The sequence below is a fragment of the Streptococcus mitis genome (assembly GCF_000722705.1).
GTDB lineage: Bacteria > Bacillota > Bacilli > Lactobacillales > Streptococcaceae > Streptococcus > Streptococcus mitis_P.
The window spans coordinates 344,103-359,234 of the sequence record NZ_JPFW01000008.1; the positions used below are offsets into that span (position 1 = coordinate 344,103).

Sequence of the window (15,132 nt, forward strand, 5' to 3'; positions counted from 1 at the left end):
TAGCCTATTGAACATTGCTTGTCAAGTTAGACAAGAGACGCTCAAATGAGTATTCATAGGTTTGGATATCTCCTGCTCCCATAAAGACATAGACAGCATTGTCATGGTCAAGGAGTGGAGAAACATTTTCAACAGTGATCACCTGGTGTTTCTTATTGATTTTATTGGCTAGGTCTTCTACCTTGACATCACCATGGTCTACCTCACGCGCAGAGCCATAGATTTGTGCTAGATAAACCGCATCCGCTTGGTTCAAAGCGTGGGCAAAGTCGTCCAACAAGGCAATGGTTCTAGTAAAAGTATGTGGTTGGAAGATTGCTACGATTTCCTTGCTTGGATATTTTTGACGAGCTGCATCCAAGGTCGCAATGATTTCTGTTGGATGGTGGGCAAAATCATCGATAATCACTGTGTCATTAACAATTTTCTCAGTGAAACGACGCTTAACACCAGCAAATGTTTTCAGGTGCTCACGCACTAAGTTCAAATCAAAGCCTGCTGTATAAAGCAATCCGATAACAGCTGTCGCATTCATGATATTGTGACGACCAAAGGTTGGGATATGGAATTGGCCCAATTCTTGACCACGGAAGTGAACGGTGAAGGTTGAACCAGTCGTAGAACGAAGAAGTTCGCTAGCTACAAAGTCATTACCTTCTGCTTCAAAACCATAGTAATAAATTGGTACATCAGACGTAATTTTACGCAACTCTGCATCTTCACCATAGACAAAGAGACCCTTGGTAATTTGTTTGGCATAGTCGTTAAAGGCATTGAAAACATCCTCTAGACTTGTGAAGTAATCTGGATGGTCAAAGTCAATATTGGTGATGATAGAGTATTCTGGGTGGTAAGGCATGAAATGACGCTCATATTCGTCAGATTCAAAGACGAAATATTTGGCATTGGCCGAACCACGACCTGTCCCATCTCCAATCAAGAAACTAGTATCTGTGATGTGAGACAAGACGTGCGACAACATACCTGTCGTTGAAGTTTTTCCGTGCGCTCCAGCAACTCCCATGCTGACAAAGTCGCGCATAAAGCTACCTAGGAACTCGTGGTAACGTTTGTAGCTGATACCATTTTGGTCCGCATAGGCAATTTCGACGTTGTTATCTGGACGAAAGGCATTTCCAGCGATAATTTCCATATCACCGTCTAGATTCTTTTCATCAAAAGGAAGAATGGTAATTCCTGCCTGCTCTAGACCACGTTGAGTAAAGTAGTACTTTTCAACATCTGATCCTTGAACCTTATGCCCCATTTGGTGCAACATCAAGGCCAAGGCACTCATCCCTGATCCCTTAATTCCGATAAAATGATATGTCTTTGGCATGATTTCTCCCCTATTCTGTAATTCTGGTCAGATTCAACTCTTGGGCAACCCGACGTTCTTGTTCTTTTTGTTGATTCTTTTTATTGTAGATTTGGCTCTTATTCAGAAAATCATAGTTGTTTTTCTTTGGAGCAGGTGCTGCTACCTCTTCATTCTTGGTAGAGATAGATTTGACTTCTTCCGCCAAGATGTAATGAGACTGGGTCAATTTTTGGCTATATTTGACAAATTCACCAGGGTTTTCCTTTTGGAAAGGCGCAGTAGGTTGATTTCCCTGTCTAACTAGACTTGGCTGAGAATGGCGTCTTGTAGGAGTGATATCCTTAGTCAGATAACTTGCTGAGCGTTTCTTTTTCAAATCTGCACGCGCTTCTTCACGCGCCACCTCTGCATAGCTCTTTCCTTCTTTTTTAACCCCTAAAGGAGCTTTTTTAGGCTTCTCGACTTGCTTTTCAATCGGTTTTACTGGCGCCTCTTCAGTAATAGGGGCCCATTCCAGATAATTTTTATCACGGTATTCTCCCTTGATATTACTGATAAAGTCAGATTCATCGTAGAGGTCCATAACCGGCATCTCAGTCAGTATGACCTCATCATCTGACACCAATGGAAATCGTTCTTCTCTCATTTTCTATTTCCTTTCAACACTTCATTATAGCGTATTGTCTTGATTTTTCAAGTGCTGGCTTCAGAAATTCCCAAAATTTCTCTAATTTCTGCTAGGGTCAGACTACCACGTGACTCTGTTCCATCCAATACTTGTGACACCAAATGTTTCTTTTGTTCTTGGAGTTCCTGAATTTTTTCTTCAATGGTTCCCTTGGTTACCAAGCGATAGACCTCAACCGTTTCTTCCTGCCCCATCCGATGGGCACGGCTAATGGCTTGCGCTTCCACCGCTGGATTCCACCAAAGGTCAACCAAGATAACGGTATCAGCACCTGTCAGATTCAGACCGACCCCACCAGCCTTGAGGGAAATCAGAAAAGCATCTCTTTCCCCTTGATTAAAGGCCTTGGTCATATCTTGTCTTTCCTTGGCTGGGGTTGAACCTGTAATTTTAAAGGATGTTATACCCAAGTCTGGCAATTCTTGTTCAATTTTCTCCAACATTCCCTTGAACTGCGAGAAAATCAAGACACGGTGTCCACCGTCTGCCACCTGTACCAACAGGTCACGAAGACTATCCAGTTTGCCACTGGCTCCCTGATAATCTTCCATAAAGAGGGCAGGGGTATCACAGATTTGACGCAAGCGCATCAAACCAGACAAGATTTCCACTCGACTACGCTGAAATTCCTGATCTGACACCTGAGCTAAACGGTCTCGCATCTGTTGCAACTGGGCTAGGTAAATAGCCTTTTGCTGGTCTTCCAGTTCATTCTTATAAACCACTTCAATCAAGTCTGGTAATTCAGTCAGAACTTCTTCTTTCTTTCGCCTCATCACAAAAGGCTTGATAAACTGAGCTACGCGCTCGGCTGGCAATTTCATAAATTCTTTCTTGCTTGGCAAAAGTCCTGGCATGACGATTTGGAAAATAGACCACAGCTCACCCAGATGGTTTTCAATAGGAGTTCCTGACAAGGCAAAAACTGACGGCACTACAAATTGTCTCAAGGTCTGGGCTATCTTGGTCTGGGCATTTTTCATGACCTGAGCCTCATCTAAGAAAAGGAAGTCAAAGGCCATCCCCTGATAAAGATCACTGTCCTGACGGAAGGTAGCATAGCTCGTCACATAGATTTGATGGCTCTCAGCAAGAATCTCTTCACGACTAGCCTTTAATCCATGAACAACAGCTACATCCAACTGTGGGGCAAACTTCTGAAATTCATCTGCCCAGTTGTAAATCAAACCAGATGGAGCTAAAATCAAGACCCGACTTTCTTTTGTCACTTGACTGGTCAAAAAAGCAATGGTCTGCAGGGTTTTACCAAGTCCCATATCATCAGCTAAAATCCCACCAAAACCATAATGATGGAGCATTTGCAACCAGCCGATCCCCTTTTCCTGATAATCTCGCAAGTCAGCCTTGACCTGAGTTGCTTGTCTAGGGAAGTCCTCTGGATGCCTCAAGTCGTGGGCCAGATTCTGGAATTCTTGTGAAAAAGAAACACGGTCTCGCCCTTCAAAGAGATGAGCTAAACTGTAGGCCAAGGATTTTCGAGCCTGCAAGGAGCCATCTTTTAGTTCAAACTGCCCCAGTTCCTGTAGATTTTGGCGAATTTTCTTGGTTTCTTCATCGAAAAAGTAGACTTGATTAGACGAACCAATGTAAAAATCTTGATTGGCAAGCAAGGCCTGCATGGCTTGGTCAATTTCCTCTTGGGCAATATCTTGAAAATCGAACTGAATTTCCAAGAGACCTCCCTTGGAGGCAATCTGCACCTGAGGACTTGCTAGACTATAAAGTTCTTCTAGCTTGTCTGATAGGTCAACATTTCCGAGTTTTTCAAAGATCGGAATGATTTCATGAAAGAAATTATAGACAGACTCTGCTTTTAGAGCCTGACGCCAAGATTGAAAGTCTGCTTCAAATCCCGCAGCCAAACAGGCTTGGAAAATTCTTTCTTCTAAGTCAGCATCACTCGAAAATGGTAATTCTTCTAACTCTTGTCGGCTAGATACCTGTATATTTCCATAATCAAACTGAATTTCTAAACGAATCCGATCATCCTCTTCCCTGTCAAAGTAAAACGATGGAGAAAACGTTTTGATTTGTAACCGTTCCGGAGCTGAGATTGTCCCCATCTGGCTAAAAAGAGTCAGACAAGAAGCCAACTTATCTCGGTCACTGCTATCAAATTGCAGGTATTTCTTTCCTTGTTGATCCAAAGGCAGTGCTTTGATTTCTTTGAGAAGATGCAACTGCTGGTCAGTTAGAAAATAAACCTGCCCTCTATGGAAAAGCACAGCTCCCTGATAAAAGACATTGACCCTTGGACTCTCACTGATTTCCATTTCAAAATAATCCGAGTATGCTGTTACTGTAAAGGCAAAGAGATTAGCACTTGCATGCAAATCCTGAAAAATTAGGGTTTGGTAGCTATCCACTTGGTGGTCAAATTGAAAATGGGGCAAGGTCATCAATAAATTCACACCCTGCTCAAAAAAGGTCAGAGGGAAAAAGAGGTGTCGACCTTGGTTGTGGAAAAAGAGGTCTGGAGCCTGTCCTTCCTCCGTTAGTCCCCGCAAGAAAGTCAGAAGTTCTTGACTGGCCTCATCAAAGGCTTCCCAAGAAAGAGACTCCTCATAGGTTTTTCCAATCATATAAGGCTTTCTCTTCTCAACAACTTTTAAAAAGAGTGGGATATCCCGAATGACGTAGTATTTTTGGCTATTGATTTGCCCGATTCTCAGAGTCCACAGGATATGATTGGTTCCTGCTTCCACCTGACCCACAGCCGACAACTCATAGGAGCGGTCTGATTTTGGAGACAAGATTCGGTCCAAAAATTTGCCACCCAAGGTCACCTTGGTTTCAACGGCCTCTTTTTCTTCATGACCTTCTTCCAGACTCTGCAAGATTACCTGACCACGCTCATCATTTTTTAGAAAATGCTCCAGCGCTGCCAAATGCACACAGTAGCCCCTCTTTTGGAAAAAATCGCAGGCACAAAAAACCAAATCATCCTCTAAACTATAGCGCAGTTCTTCTTCTGCAACGCGAGCGTAGAGCCGATTGTTCTTTTCCTTGATAATGTCAACCTTACCAGTTTCATAAAGGGCAACGCCTTCGATACGGACTTTCCCCGGAATCAATTTAGCCATATTTCTACCTTTACCTTATCTTTTTATTATACCATATTTTCGCCCATGAAAATAGCCTCCTAGGCAGACTTTTCTCCTAGAAGGCTGGATTTTTAACGTTTGGTAAAAGTCGTCACAATTCGCTGACACACTTCTTGCAGCAGAGATTTAGGCATAGCTACATTGAGGCGGGCATGGAGACTTCCTTCCTCCCCAAAATCCAAACCACGATTGAGGATAACCTTGGCTTCATTTCTCAACAGCTCTTGCAATCTTTCATCAGTCAGGTCATAGGCTGAAAAATCAAGCCAAACCAAGTAGGTTCCTTGCGGTTTCATGACCTTGATTTTAGTCTCTTTTCCAAATAAATCCACCACATAATTGATGTGGTCTTCAAAGACTTGCTTGAGTTCCTCTAACCAATCCTTACCATAGCGATAAGCAGCTTCTGTCGTCAAATAACCCAAGCCTGAAATTTCATGCTGATTATTGGCTAACTGGCGTTTCTGGTAAGCCAGTCTCAACTTAGGGTTTTCAATGACTGCATAGGAATTTTTTGTCCCAGCGATGTTAAAGGTTTTAGTGGCACTGCTCAAGACGATTGCAAATTCTTTAAAGGCAGGGTTAATAGTATTGAAGGAATGATGCTTATGACCAAAGAGGGCCAAATCTTGGTGAATCTCATCGGAAACCAAGAAAACACCGTGTTTTTGGCAGAGTTGACCAATCTTCTCCAACACTTCCTTTTCCCAAACACGTCCACCAGGATTGTGAGGGTTGCAAAGAATATAGAGTTTGACCTCCTCTTTCACCAAATCCTTTTCAAGTTGATCAAAGTCAATCTCAAACAGACCATCCTTTTCCACCAAAGAATTAGTAATCAATCTGCGATTATTTAACTTGACACTGCGAGCAAAAGGTGGGTAGACAGGTGTGTTAATCAGAACCGCTTCGCCTTCTTTTGTAAAGGCTTGAATAGCTGTTGAGATGGCTGGTACCACACCCTCGATAAAGACAAGGGCCTCTTTGTCAAAGTGATAACCATGTTGTGTCGCTTCCCACTTTTGAACTTCCTTAATTAACTCTTCACTGGCATAGGTATAGCCATAAACCAGTTGGTCTGCGTAAGTCTGCACAGCTTGGCGGATTTCAGGCAAGACCACAAAGTCCATATCCGCTATCCAAGCTGGTAGGACTTCGCTATCCGTTTCCGCCTCTTTCCATTTGTAGGTATGGTGTCCTAGACGATTGGGCAGGCTTGTAAAATCATATTTTCCCATCTTTGTCTTATCCTTCCAAGGCTTGGCGCAAATCCGCAATCAAATCTCTAGCATCCTCAATCCCGATTGACAAGCGCAAGAGGTCATCTGTCAAACCATAAGAATGGCGCACTTCTGCTGGAATATCGGCGTGAGTTTGTGTCGTTGGATAAGTAATGAGACTTTCCACCCCACCCAAACTTTCTGCAAAAGAGAAGACCTTGAGACTGTTCAAGATATGCGGAATGCGTGTTTCATCCGCTACTTTAAAGGAAATCATACCCCCTCGACCAGTGTAGAGAACTTCCTTAACTGCTGGAGAATCCTTCAAAAAGGCAACCACTTCTTGGGCATTGGCTGTTGAACGTTCCATACGAAGAGACAAGGTCTTGAGACCACGAATCAATTGATAACTGTCAAACGGAGACAGGACTGCCCCTGTCGTATTGAGATTGTAGAAAAGCTTCTCGTATAGTTCTAAACTATTGGTCACAACCACTCCAGCCAAGACATCATTGTGCCCTGCCAGATACTTGGTTGCTGAATGCAAAACGATATCAGCGCCGTCTTCAATCGGACGTTGGTAGATAGGGCTGTAGAAGGTATTGTCTACCACCACTTTGGCACCCTTAGCATGAGCTAATTTTGCTAGTTTTTCGATGTCAAATTCCAACATCAAGGGATTGGTTGGCGTTTCGATATAGAGAACATCCACGTCCTTCTCTAACTCAGCAATCAACTCTTCTTCTGTATTGGCATAGGTAAAATGGAAACGGCCTTCTTGCTCCACTTGGTTGAACCAGCGGAAAGAACCGCCGTAAAGGTCACGCACTGCCAAGACCTTACTTCCTACTGAAAAGACGCTAAAGGCCAGTACAATAGCTGACATCCCTGAGCTAGTCGCTAGGGCATAGTCTGCTGACTCAATAGCCGCCAAGACTTCTTCCGCCTTACTGCGAGTTGGGTTTTTGGTGCGTGTATAGTCAAACCCAGTAGATCGACCAAACTCTGGATGCTGATAGGTCGTTGAAAAATGAAGCGGTGTCACCAAGGCTCCTGTCGCTTCATCTGACTTAATACCCGCCTGGGCCAAAATTGTGTTAATGTGTAATTCCTTGCTCATACAATTCCTCCAAATCTATAGTAACTATTGTACCACTTATTTTCATCAACTCATTTTCTTCTTTTCAAGAGCTAGTTATAGTTTCAAACTATAGACTTATCTAGTAAAGCTAAAAAGAATCCAGAAAACACTCCAGATTCTTTTATGAAAATGATTGCTAGAGTTTACTTTGACTGAAAGAAATCCTGTTGAACCAAATAGTCATAATGCTCTTTGTTAAATTGATACTGGCCCACACGCTGACTAATCTGACCGACATCCACGGAAAAAATATAGTCTTCATTTTGATAGTGCCAGTTCAGCCTAACTGTATTCAAGACTGTCTTATAAGTAAAATCTTGAACTTGATTCCAAGGCATCTCTACGACTTGATTAGAACGATTTTCAGTTATATCACTGATGTCCATCAAAAAAATCCCCTTAGGTGTGAATGCCAGAATTTTAGGCTTCACACTCGACTGAACATAGTAGGAACCACCTATAATGAAAAAATCAATAAAGGATTTCAACCATGTCTTTTTCTTGAAAGCCATCAGAAAATTATTTTGCCCTTCAATGCGACAAGTTGAAAGAAATGATTCAATCTGTTTTTCTGTTGCAAACTCCATAATAGCGCCCATGATGATACCTCCATAACGATTAGTAAATAAGCAGATAAGTATACTTCACATAAAAGAAGAACTTATCATTTGTTGCATTTTATCTTACTTTTTCAGTAGACGGCATCCCTCCTATAAAATCATCCTAGCATGTGTATACTTCAGTTAACACTGGAAGAGGATTTAAAAAAATAGCTTTTCACAACTTTTATTATATTCATTATATCATAAATTTGATAAACGATTTAAAAAATGTAAGCACTTTCCTTCCAAAATTCACATTAGTCCATTAAAAAAACGACAGCTTCCTTCGAAACCATCGTTTTTCTTGAAAAATCCTTATTTGACATGTTTTGCCAATTCTTCTTGGGCTTTTTTATTAGATTCTTCTTTTTCTTTCAACCATTTTTCTTTAGCTTTTTCAAATTCGTCTTTTGTGACTGTTTTATCTTGTACTTTGAGGTATTTATATGATTCGATACCTTTATTACCAGCTAGTGAATATGGTGAAGAGAAAGGAACTGTTTTTCTCAATGTTGGTGTTCCACCCTTAGAAACATTTGGAATTGCTAAAGCACTATCTACCAACCAAGCTTGGATCTCAGCATATTTTTCATAGCGTTTCGCAAGATCTTGTTCCTTGTTAGCTTCTTCCAACATTTGAGTGTAGACATCTAGTCCAACAGCCTTGGCCTTGTCATTGGCTTCACCTGGCTCTAAACCTAGATTTTGCATCAAACCACCAGAATGAACGTTAAAGACATCAAGGTAGGTTGAAGGATCTTGGTAATCAGGACCCCAACCACCGTTGTATATATCATAATCCTTCTGAGCTGCTGTCTGAGCCAAATAGCTTGAATTGTCATAATCTTCAGTAGAAAGTTGTTGAATATCAATTACAACATTTTCTGCACCTAAAGCCGCCTCAATAGATTGCTTCATAGAGTTTGCCTCTTGGACAATCTGTTTAGCAGCTTGGTCAACAGTCATGTCCAAGTGGATAGGGAATTGAACTCCTTTGGATTGGAGTTCTTTCTTAGCTTCTGCAAATTTAGCCTTGGCTTTTTCAGCATTATAGTATGGATCCTGAGCATCCGCAAAGTTGATTCCTTGCCATTCCTTACCATAATTCACCATCTTAGAGGCTACTACTTCACCAAAGTCTTTTCCATTGATACTTACAAATGTTGGAGGAACGACGAGGTTACGCAAAATCTTAGTTGCCCCCTCTTCTCCCTGAGATTGAGCCCCGTAGGCTGTACGGTCATAGGCAAAGTTAATGGCTTGACGGAAGTTTTTATTCAGAACTGCTTCTTGAGTCGATTTCTTCTCAGCATCACTTGTTTTTGAAGTAAATTTATAAGATTTTCTATCTAGGTTAAAGTTTAAGAAGTAAGATGTAGCATCTTGCAAGCTATAAATGATATTATCCTTATTCTTCTCTTTAATTCCTTCAAAGCTTGAACTGTTTGGATAGAGACGAGCGTAGCTATAAGCCCCCTCGACAAAGTTACGAGCCAGTGCATCTTGGTCATTACCATCATAATAAGCCAATTTCACATCATCTACAAAGACATTTTTGGCATCCCAGTAGTTAGGATTTTTCTTGAATTCGATGACAGATTTTGAAACAAAAGATTTCATCAAGAAAGGTCCATTGTACAAAATGCTAGATGGGTCTACCTTCCCAAAATCATCCCCTTTTGATTTCAAGAAATCCGCATTGACTGGGAAGAGAATGGTTGAAGTTGTTTTTGAGTTCCAGTAAGATTCTGGTCGTGTCAAAGTATATTGAACGGTTTGGTCATCAAGAGCCTTAACTCCGACAGTTGAAAAGTCGCTTGTTTTACCGTTAATGTAGTCATCCAAACCTGCTACGGATTCTTGCACTAAGTACAAGGCTTCTGATTTTTTATCAGCTGCATATTTCAGACCAGTGACAAAATCTTGGGCAGTAACAGGAGCATATTCATCTCCATCTGCAGTATACCATTTAGCATCTTTACGCAGTTTGTAAGTATAGGTCAAACCGTCTTGAGAAACACTCCAATCCTCTGCCAAGGACGGGACATAGTTCCCATATCGGTCATTTTCCATGAGACCATCTACCAGATTGGTTACAATATCATTGGTTGTTGCACGGTTTTCTGCTAGATAGTTCAAACTTGATGGGTCACTTACGTAAACATAGTTATATGTTTTTGACCCTGTGCTAGAATTTCCACACGCGCTTAATAAAATACCTGCACTTAACACGACACCTGCAAGTGCTGCATACTTGGCCTTAGACTTTTTCATCTCCAGAACCTCCTGATTTAAATATTTGTCTTATTATACAACTCGTGTTTTATTTAGTCAATAGTTTTTTTAAAAAAATTAATCATTCCATCTACAAACTATAGAAATTATTCTACAAAATAATAAAAAAGAGAATAATTCAAGCATTTCATGATAGAAATGTTCAAATTATCCCTTTTATTTATAAAAATTTATTGAGAAATTCTTAATTTTGCTCGCAGGCGATCTGCTTGAGCTTGTCCAATCACCTTGTCCAATAGACGGGTACGAAGACTCATGACTCCATAAACACCTCCACCCATGGCACCGACAAGGGCTACATATAGAAAACTCCACAAACGCCCACTTGGTTGGAAGACAAATCCTAAAATCCACTGCAATGTCCCAACTACTAGAAACATGAAAAGAGTTAACAAACTGATTAAAATGGTTCGCTTCACAATCACCTTGCGCTTGACACCCGTTACCTTACAAATATCCCGATACATCAAGACATTAGGAATAATGAGACCGATTGTTGTGGAAATCAAAGGACCATAACTGTGGAAGAGAGCAATAGTTGGAATTTGCAATACCAACTTGGCAATCGAACCATAGATAAAGTAGAGAACGGCCTTTCGGTTGCGGAACATGGCCTGAAGCATTGGTGACAAAACCATGTACAAGCCTAAAATAGTAGACTGCAAAACTGCAAAGACAAACAAGCCCATGGCCAAGCTATCTGGTTTGCCATAGAAGACTGTATAAAGAGGTTCTCCTACCATGACTACTCCAACCGTTGCTGGTAGCAAGAATAGGAAAAGCATAGTGATGCTGTCCTGAACTAGACGAGAAGCCGCCTTCAAGTCCCCCTTAACATAGTTTTCAGTCAAAAGTGGCAAGCCTACACTCCCAATCGAAACCCCAACAGAAATGAGAATCATGGTGATTTTATTAGGATTGGCAGAGAAATAAGAAAACATGACAATTAAGTCTTCATTACTATAGTTGGTAAACCAGCTCATACTATTGATAAAGGTCATCTGGTCCAGAATCTGGAAAAGCTGGATGGCAGACCCTGTAAGGATAAAAGGAATGGCTTCCTTAATGGTGTCGACCAAAAGACGCTTGCTGTTAATCTTATCCCTTGTTTCAAATACTCTTTTGAGTAACCCTTCTTGAGCAAGGAAATAGATCAAGACTGCAAAACTGGCTACCATGCCTACAAAGGCAGCAAAGGTGGATTGGGTAACCGCTGCTAGATAATCTCCTGAACCGAGCTTCATAATGATAAAGGTTGCTAGAAGCATCCAGATAACACGAATGACCTGCTCAGCGATTTGGCTCATGGCATAAGGTTTCAGGTTATTCATCCCTTGGAAAAATCCTCGAATGACACTCATAGATGGGAAAATCAAGACCGCCCAAGCCAAGCTCTGCATGATTGGGATCAGATCTTTGCCCACGCCAGACAAGTCTGCTAGCCAAGGAGCAAAGACATACAAGATTAGGGCAAAGACTAGACCTAGTCCTGTCATAAATCCTAAAAAGCTCCGAATCAGGGCAAAGCTATGCTCCTCTTCTCGCATGGTATTATATTTAGCAACTTGCTTTGCCACCGCAACTGGAATACCTGCTGTTGAAACCAGCAAGAACCAGGCATAGATATTGTAGCCCATGGTAAAGAGACCATTGGCCGTAGCCGCATAAGACCCCATCCAGATGTACCATGGGATGATGTAAATGGCCCCGAGTAGGCGACTGATAAAGTTACTAGCCGTTAGCCAAGCAGTCCCCCGTAACATCTGGGCCTGCTGGCGATTGTTTTCGTGCGACATAGATTCCTCATTCAATTTTGATAACTAGGAAAAACTCCTTATCTTCCATTATAAACTTTTCCTTGTCACTTGTAAATTTACGACTTTCGGTTTACAATAGAAAGTATGATTAAGATTGAAACCGTATTAGATATTTTAAAGAAAGATGATCTCTTCCGTGAGATTATCGACCAAGGACATTATCACTACAACTACAGAGAAGTTGTTTTTGATAGCATCAGCTACGATAGCCGAAAAGTAAAAGAAGACACTCTTTTTTTTGCAAAAGGCGCTGCCTTTAAAAAAGAATACCTTCTTTCTGCTATAACACAAGGCTTAGCTTGGTATGTAGCTGAAAAGGACTACGAAGTCGGTATCCCTGTCATCATTGTGAACGATATAAAGAAAGCCATGAGTTTGATCGCCATGGAGTTCTATGGTAATCCACAAGAGAAACTCAAAATTCTCGCCTTCACAGGGACAAAAGGAAAGACGACAGCAGCTTACTTTGCTTACAACATCCTATCTCAACGTTACCCAACCGCCCTCTTGTCAACCATGAATACGACTTTGGATGGCAAGACTTTCTTTAAATCTTCATTCTCAACACCTGAAAATATCGACCTCTTTGACATGATGGCTCAAGCTGTTAAGAATGGAAGAACCCATCTTGTAATGGAAGTCTCTAGTCAAGCCTATCTAGTCCATCGAGTCTATGGTCTGACCTTTGATGTAGGTGTCTTTCTTAACATCACTCCAGATCATATCGGCCCGATTGAACACCCTAGCTTTGAAGACTACTTCTACCACAAGCGTCTTTTGATGGAAAATAGCCGAGCAGTCATCATTAACAGTGATATGGACCACTTTTCTGTCTTGAAAGAACAAGTAGAAGATCAAGAGCATGATTTCTATGGTAGCCAGTCAAGTAACCAAATCGAGAATTCCAAAGCCTTTAGTTTTTCAGCTACGGGTAAACTCGCTGGTGATTATGATATTCAACTGATTGGCCACTTTAACCAAGAAAATGCAGTTGCTGCTGGACTTGCCTGCCTCCGTCTCGGAGCTAGTCTTGAGGACATCAAGAAAGGAATCGTTGCAACCCGTGTTCCTGGCCGTATGGAAGTCCTGACTCAGAAAAATGGTGCTAAGGTCTTCATCGACTATGCCCACAATGGTGACAGTCTGAAAAAACTCATTAATGTGGTTGAAACTCATCAAACTGGAAAGATTGCTTTGGTGTTAGGTTCTACAGGAAACAAGGGAGAAAGCCGCCGTAAGGACTTTGGCCTCCTCCTTAATCAACACCCTGAGATTCAAGTCTTTCTGACTGCTGATGACCCCAACTATGAAGACCCAACGGCCATTGCAGATGAAATCAGTAGCTACATCAATCATCCTGTTGAAAAGATTGCGGATCGCCAAGAAGCCATCAAGGCAGCTATGGCTATCACAAATCACGAATTAGATGCAGTTATTATCGCTGGTAAGGGAGCCGACTGCTACCAAATCGTCCAAGGCAAGAAAGAAGCCTACCCAGGAGATGCAGCCGTCGCGGAAAATTATTTATAATCGAAAAACAAGGCTAGGAGGCATTCCTAACCTTGTTTTAATTTTTAATACTCTTCGAAAATCTCTTCAAACCACGTCAGCTTCACTTGCCGTATATATATGTGACTGACTTCGTCAGTCTTATCTACAACCTCAAAACAGTGTTTTGAGCTGACTTCGTCAGTTCTATCTACAACCTCAAAGCAGTGCTTTGAGCAACCTTCGGCCATCTTCCTAGTTTGCTCTTTGATTTTCATTGAGTATAAAGAAAATTAATCGTTCCTTATCAAAATCAACAGCCAACTCATACTTTCCATCTTCCTTTTGGACAATATAGCCTAGAACGACTAAACTGTCCACAAAGATATCACGACGTTTCTGCATGAGCTGATCTTTTTTAAGAAATTTCAACAAAAAAGTCGTCATATATTTGAGAGCATACTCAGGATTAACATCTCCCAAAATGGCATAGAGTTCCTGCTGTTTTTCTGTCAAAGGATACTGATTTTTGACCTTGTAGAAATAATTGGACAAGGTCATTTTTGTTCGCGCAAAATCCGTCTTTTCAACTAAAATAGCTGCATTTGTTTGATTGCGCAATTCTGTCTCAAAACTCTTCTCCAACAAGGCTTGATAGACTGGACTATCTTCGCTGACAAAAATCTCTTGGTCCAGTTCGAGACTATCAAGTGATTCCAGCAAAGGAAGATTGAGGTAATAACGCTTATTTTCTCGTAGAATCAATCCAGCCTTGATATACTCTTCCATGAGTTTATCAACTGCTACATATGGGAATTGGGCCTTGATTTCTCGTAGAATCACATCATCATGCTGGTCCAGATAGCGGATCAATTCTCCAAAAAAAGGCTGTCTCGTCAAACTAGAGGGATTAAAAATCTGAATCATGAAGATTCCTTTCTTTACATTCTAACAGAGGCGATGCTGCCAACTGACTGGGATTGGTCCCAGCTTGATTCAGAGGAACAGGCAGACCTAGTTCTCTGTAATACTCTCTCCAAAAATCACTAATCTCCTGCTCCCCATCCCCAAATTTCATGGGAATAGTTTCAAAAATGGGGAGAATTTCTGCCATGTACTGGGAACAGTAAAAACCTTCTCCATCTGGATAGAAAGAAACATTGTAGGGTGCTCCAAGATGTCTGCAAGCTCTCTCCTTGACAGACTGGATGTCTAGTTCTGGGTAAACATAGAGGTCGTACAAGTGATTGGACTCAAAGAAATCTGCTGGTTCCTGACAGATAACACCCACCTTTCCACTAGCATGGTAAATCATCCCATCCAAATAAATGGCAACATGACTATAGTTGCCTGTGGAAGTCTGGATGGCCTGTCCCATGTCCGACTCATCTCTCACAAAAATCAAATCGCCATTTGCTAACATGCTTCACTCCTA

11 protein-coding genes are annotated in these 15,132 nt (G+C 41.4%); 1 reads left to right on the forward strand and 10 read right to left on the reverse strand.

Going from position 1 to position 15,132, the window contains the following annotated elements; all coding sequences use genetic code 11:
• Window positions 1-4 precede the first annotated feature (4 nt).
• The 8 genes from murC to SK642_RS06850 all read right to left on the reverse strand — a co-directional run bounded on the left by murC (window position 5) and on the right by SK642_RS06850 (window position 12,188).
• Window positions 5-1,339 (reverse strand): UDP-N-acetylmuramate--L-alanine ligase, encoded by a 1,335-nt coding sequence (murC, locus tag SK642_RS06815; RefSeq protein ID WP_033684071.1) that lies wholly within the window; start codon window positions 1,337-1,339, stop codon window positions 5-7.
• A 10-nt stretch (window positions 1,340-1,349) separates the two neighbouring features.
• Window positions 1,350-1,967 carry a hypothetical protein gene (locus SK642_RS06820; protein WP_033684072.1) on the reverse strand — a complete coding sequence of 206 codons (618 nt, stop codon included), beginning with the start codon at window positions 1,965-1,967 and terminating at the stop codon, window positions 1,350-1,352.
• Window positions 1,968-2,014: 47 nt separating this feature from the next.
• Window positions 2,015-5,113 carry a DEAD/DEAH box helicase gene (locus SK642_RS06825; RefSeq protein ID WP_033684073.1) on the reverse strand — a complete coding sequence of 1,033 codons (3,099 nt, stop codon included), beginning with the start codon at window positions 5,111-5,113 and terminating at the stop codon, window positions 2,015-2,017.
• A gap of 92 nt (window positions 5,114-5,205) precedes the next feature.
• A complete protein-coding gene (locus SK642_RS06830; RefSeq protein WP_033684074.1) occupies window positions 5,206-6,372 on the reverse strand; it encodes a MalY/PatB family protein in 1,167 nt (388 codons plus the stop codon).
• Between the two features lie 7 nt (window positions 6,373-6,379).
• On the reverse strand, window positions 6,380-7,474 hold the full coding sequence (locus tag SK642_RS06835; RefSeq protein WP_033684075.1) for a cystathionine gamma-synthase: 1,095 nt from the start codon (window positions 7,472-7,474) through the stop codon (window positions 6,380-6,382).
• Window positions 7,475-7,638: 164 nt separating this feature from the next.
• On the reverse strand, window positions 7,639-8,094 hold the full coding sequence (locus SK642_RS06840) for a hypothetical protein (RefSeq protein ID WP_033684076.1): 456 nt from the start codon (window positions 8,092-8,094) through the stop codon (window positions 7,639-7,641).
• A 318-nt stretch (window positions 8,095-8,412) separates the two neighbouring features.
• Entirely contained in the window at window positions 8,413-10,371 is a 1,959-nt protein-coding gene (locus tag SK642_RS06845; RefSeq protein ID WP_033684077.1) for a peptide ABC transporter substrate-binding protein, read from the reverse strand.
• A 191-nt stretch (window positions 10,372-10,562) separates the two neighbouring features.
• Entirely contained in the window at window positions 10,563-12,188 is a 1,626-nt protein-coding gene (locus tag SK642_RS06850; protein ID WP_033684078.1) for a putative polysaccharide biosynthesis protein, read from the reverse strand.
• Window positions 12,189-12,293: 105 nt separating this feature from the next.
• On the opposite strand from SK642_RS06850, the gene SK642_RS06855 reads away from it, so the two are divergent.
• Entirely contained in the window at window positions 12,294-13,739 is a 1,446-nt protein-coding gene (locus tag SK642_RS06855) for a UDP-N-acetylmuramoyl-L-alanyl-D-glutamate--L-lysine ligase (RefSeq protein WP_033684079.1), read from the forward strand.
• Window positions 13,740-13,952: 213 nt separating this feature from the next.
• Here SK642_RS06855 and SK642_RS06865 read toward each other — a convergent pair whose 3' ends face one another.
• Together SK642_RS06865 and SK642_RS06870 are read right to left on the reverse strand one after the other, a co-directional pair.
• Entirely contained in the window at window positions 13,953-14,624 is a 672-nt protein-coding gene (locus tag SK642_RS06865; RefSeq protein WP_033684081.1) for a DUF1803 domain-containing protein, read from the reverse strand.
• Window positions 14,608-15,120, reverse strand: coding sequence for a YiiX/YebB-like N1pC/P60 family cysteine hydrolase (locus tag SK642_RS06870; RefSeq protein ID WP_033684082.1), 513 nt, complete (start codon window positions 15,118-15,120; stop codon window positions 14,608-14,610). Before SK642_RS06870 ends, SK642_RS06865 begins: the two co-directional genes overlap by 17 nt.
• Window positions 15,121-15,132: the final 12 nt, after the last annotated feature.

What these genes read in the sequence shown, in the direction of transcription:
- murC (WP_033684071.1), bottom strand. Translation starts at nt 1,339, where the DNA reads ATGCCAAAGACATATCATTTTATCGGAATTAAGGGATCAGGGATGAGT.
- SK642_RS06820 (WP_033684072.1), bottom strand. Translation starts at nt 1,967, where the DNA reads ATGAGAGAAGAACGATTTCCATTGGTGTCAGATGATGAGGTCATACTG.
- SK642_RS06825 (WP_033684073.1), bottom strand. Translation starts at nt 5,113, where the DNA reads ATGGCTAAATTGATTCCGGGGAAAGTCCGTATCGAAGGCGTTGCCCTT.
- SK642_RS06830 (WP_033684074.1), bottom strand. Translation starts at nt 6,372, where the DNA reads ATGGGAAAATATGATTTTACAAGCCTGCCCAATCGTCTAGGACACCAT.
- SK642_RS06835 (WP_033684075.1), bottom strand. Translation starts at nt 7,474, where the DNA reads ATGAGCAAGGAATTACACATTAACACAATTTTGGCCCAGGCGGGTATT.
- SK642_RS06840 (WP_033684076.1), bottom strand. Translation starts at nt 8,094, where the DNA reads ATGGGCGCTATTATGGAGTTTGCAACAGAAAAACAGATTGAATCATTT.
- SK642_RS06845 (WP_033684077.1), bottom strand. Translation starts at nt 10,371, where the DNA reads ATGAAAAAGTCTAAGGCCAAGTATGCAGCACTTGCAGGTGTCGTGTTA.
- SK642_RS06850 (WP_033684078.1), bottom strand. Translation starts at nt 12,188, where the DNA reads ATGTCGCACGAAAACAATCGCCAGCAGGCCCAGATGTTACGGGGGACT.
- SK642_RS06855 (WP_033684079.1), top strand. Translation starts at nt 12,294, where the DNA reads ATGATTAAGATTGAAACCGTATTAGATATTTTAAAGAAAGATGATCTC.
- SK642_RS06865 (WP_033684081.1), bottom strand. Translation starts at nt 14,624, where the DNA reads ATGATTCAGATTTTTAATCCCTCTAGTTTGACGAGACAGCCTTTTTTT.
- SK642_RS06870 (WP_033684082.1), bottom strand. Translation starts at nt 15,120, where the DNA reads ATGTTAGCAAATGGCGATTTGATTTTTGTGAGAGATGAGTCGGACATG.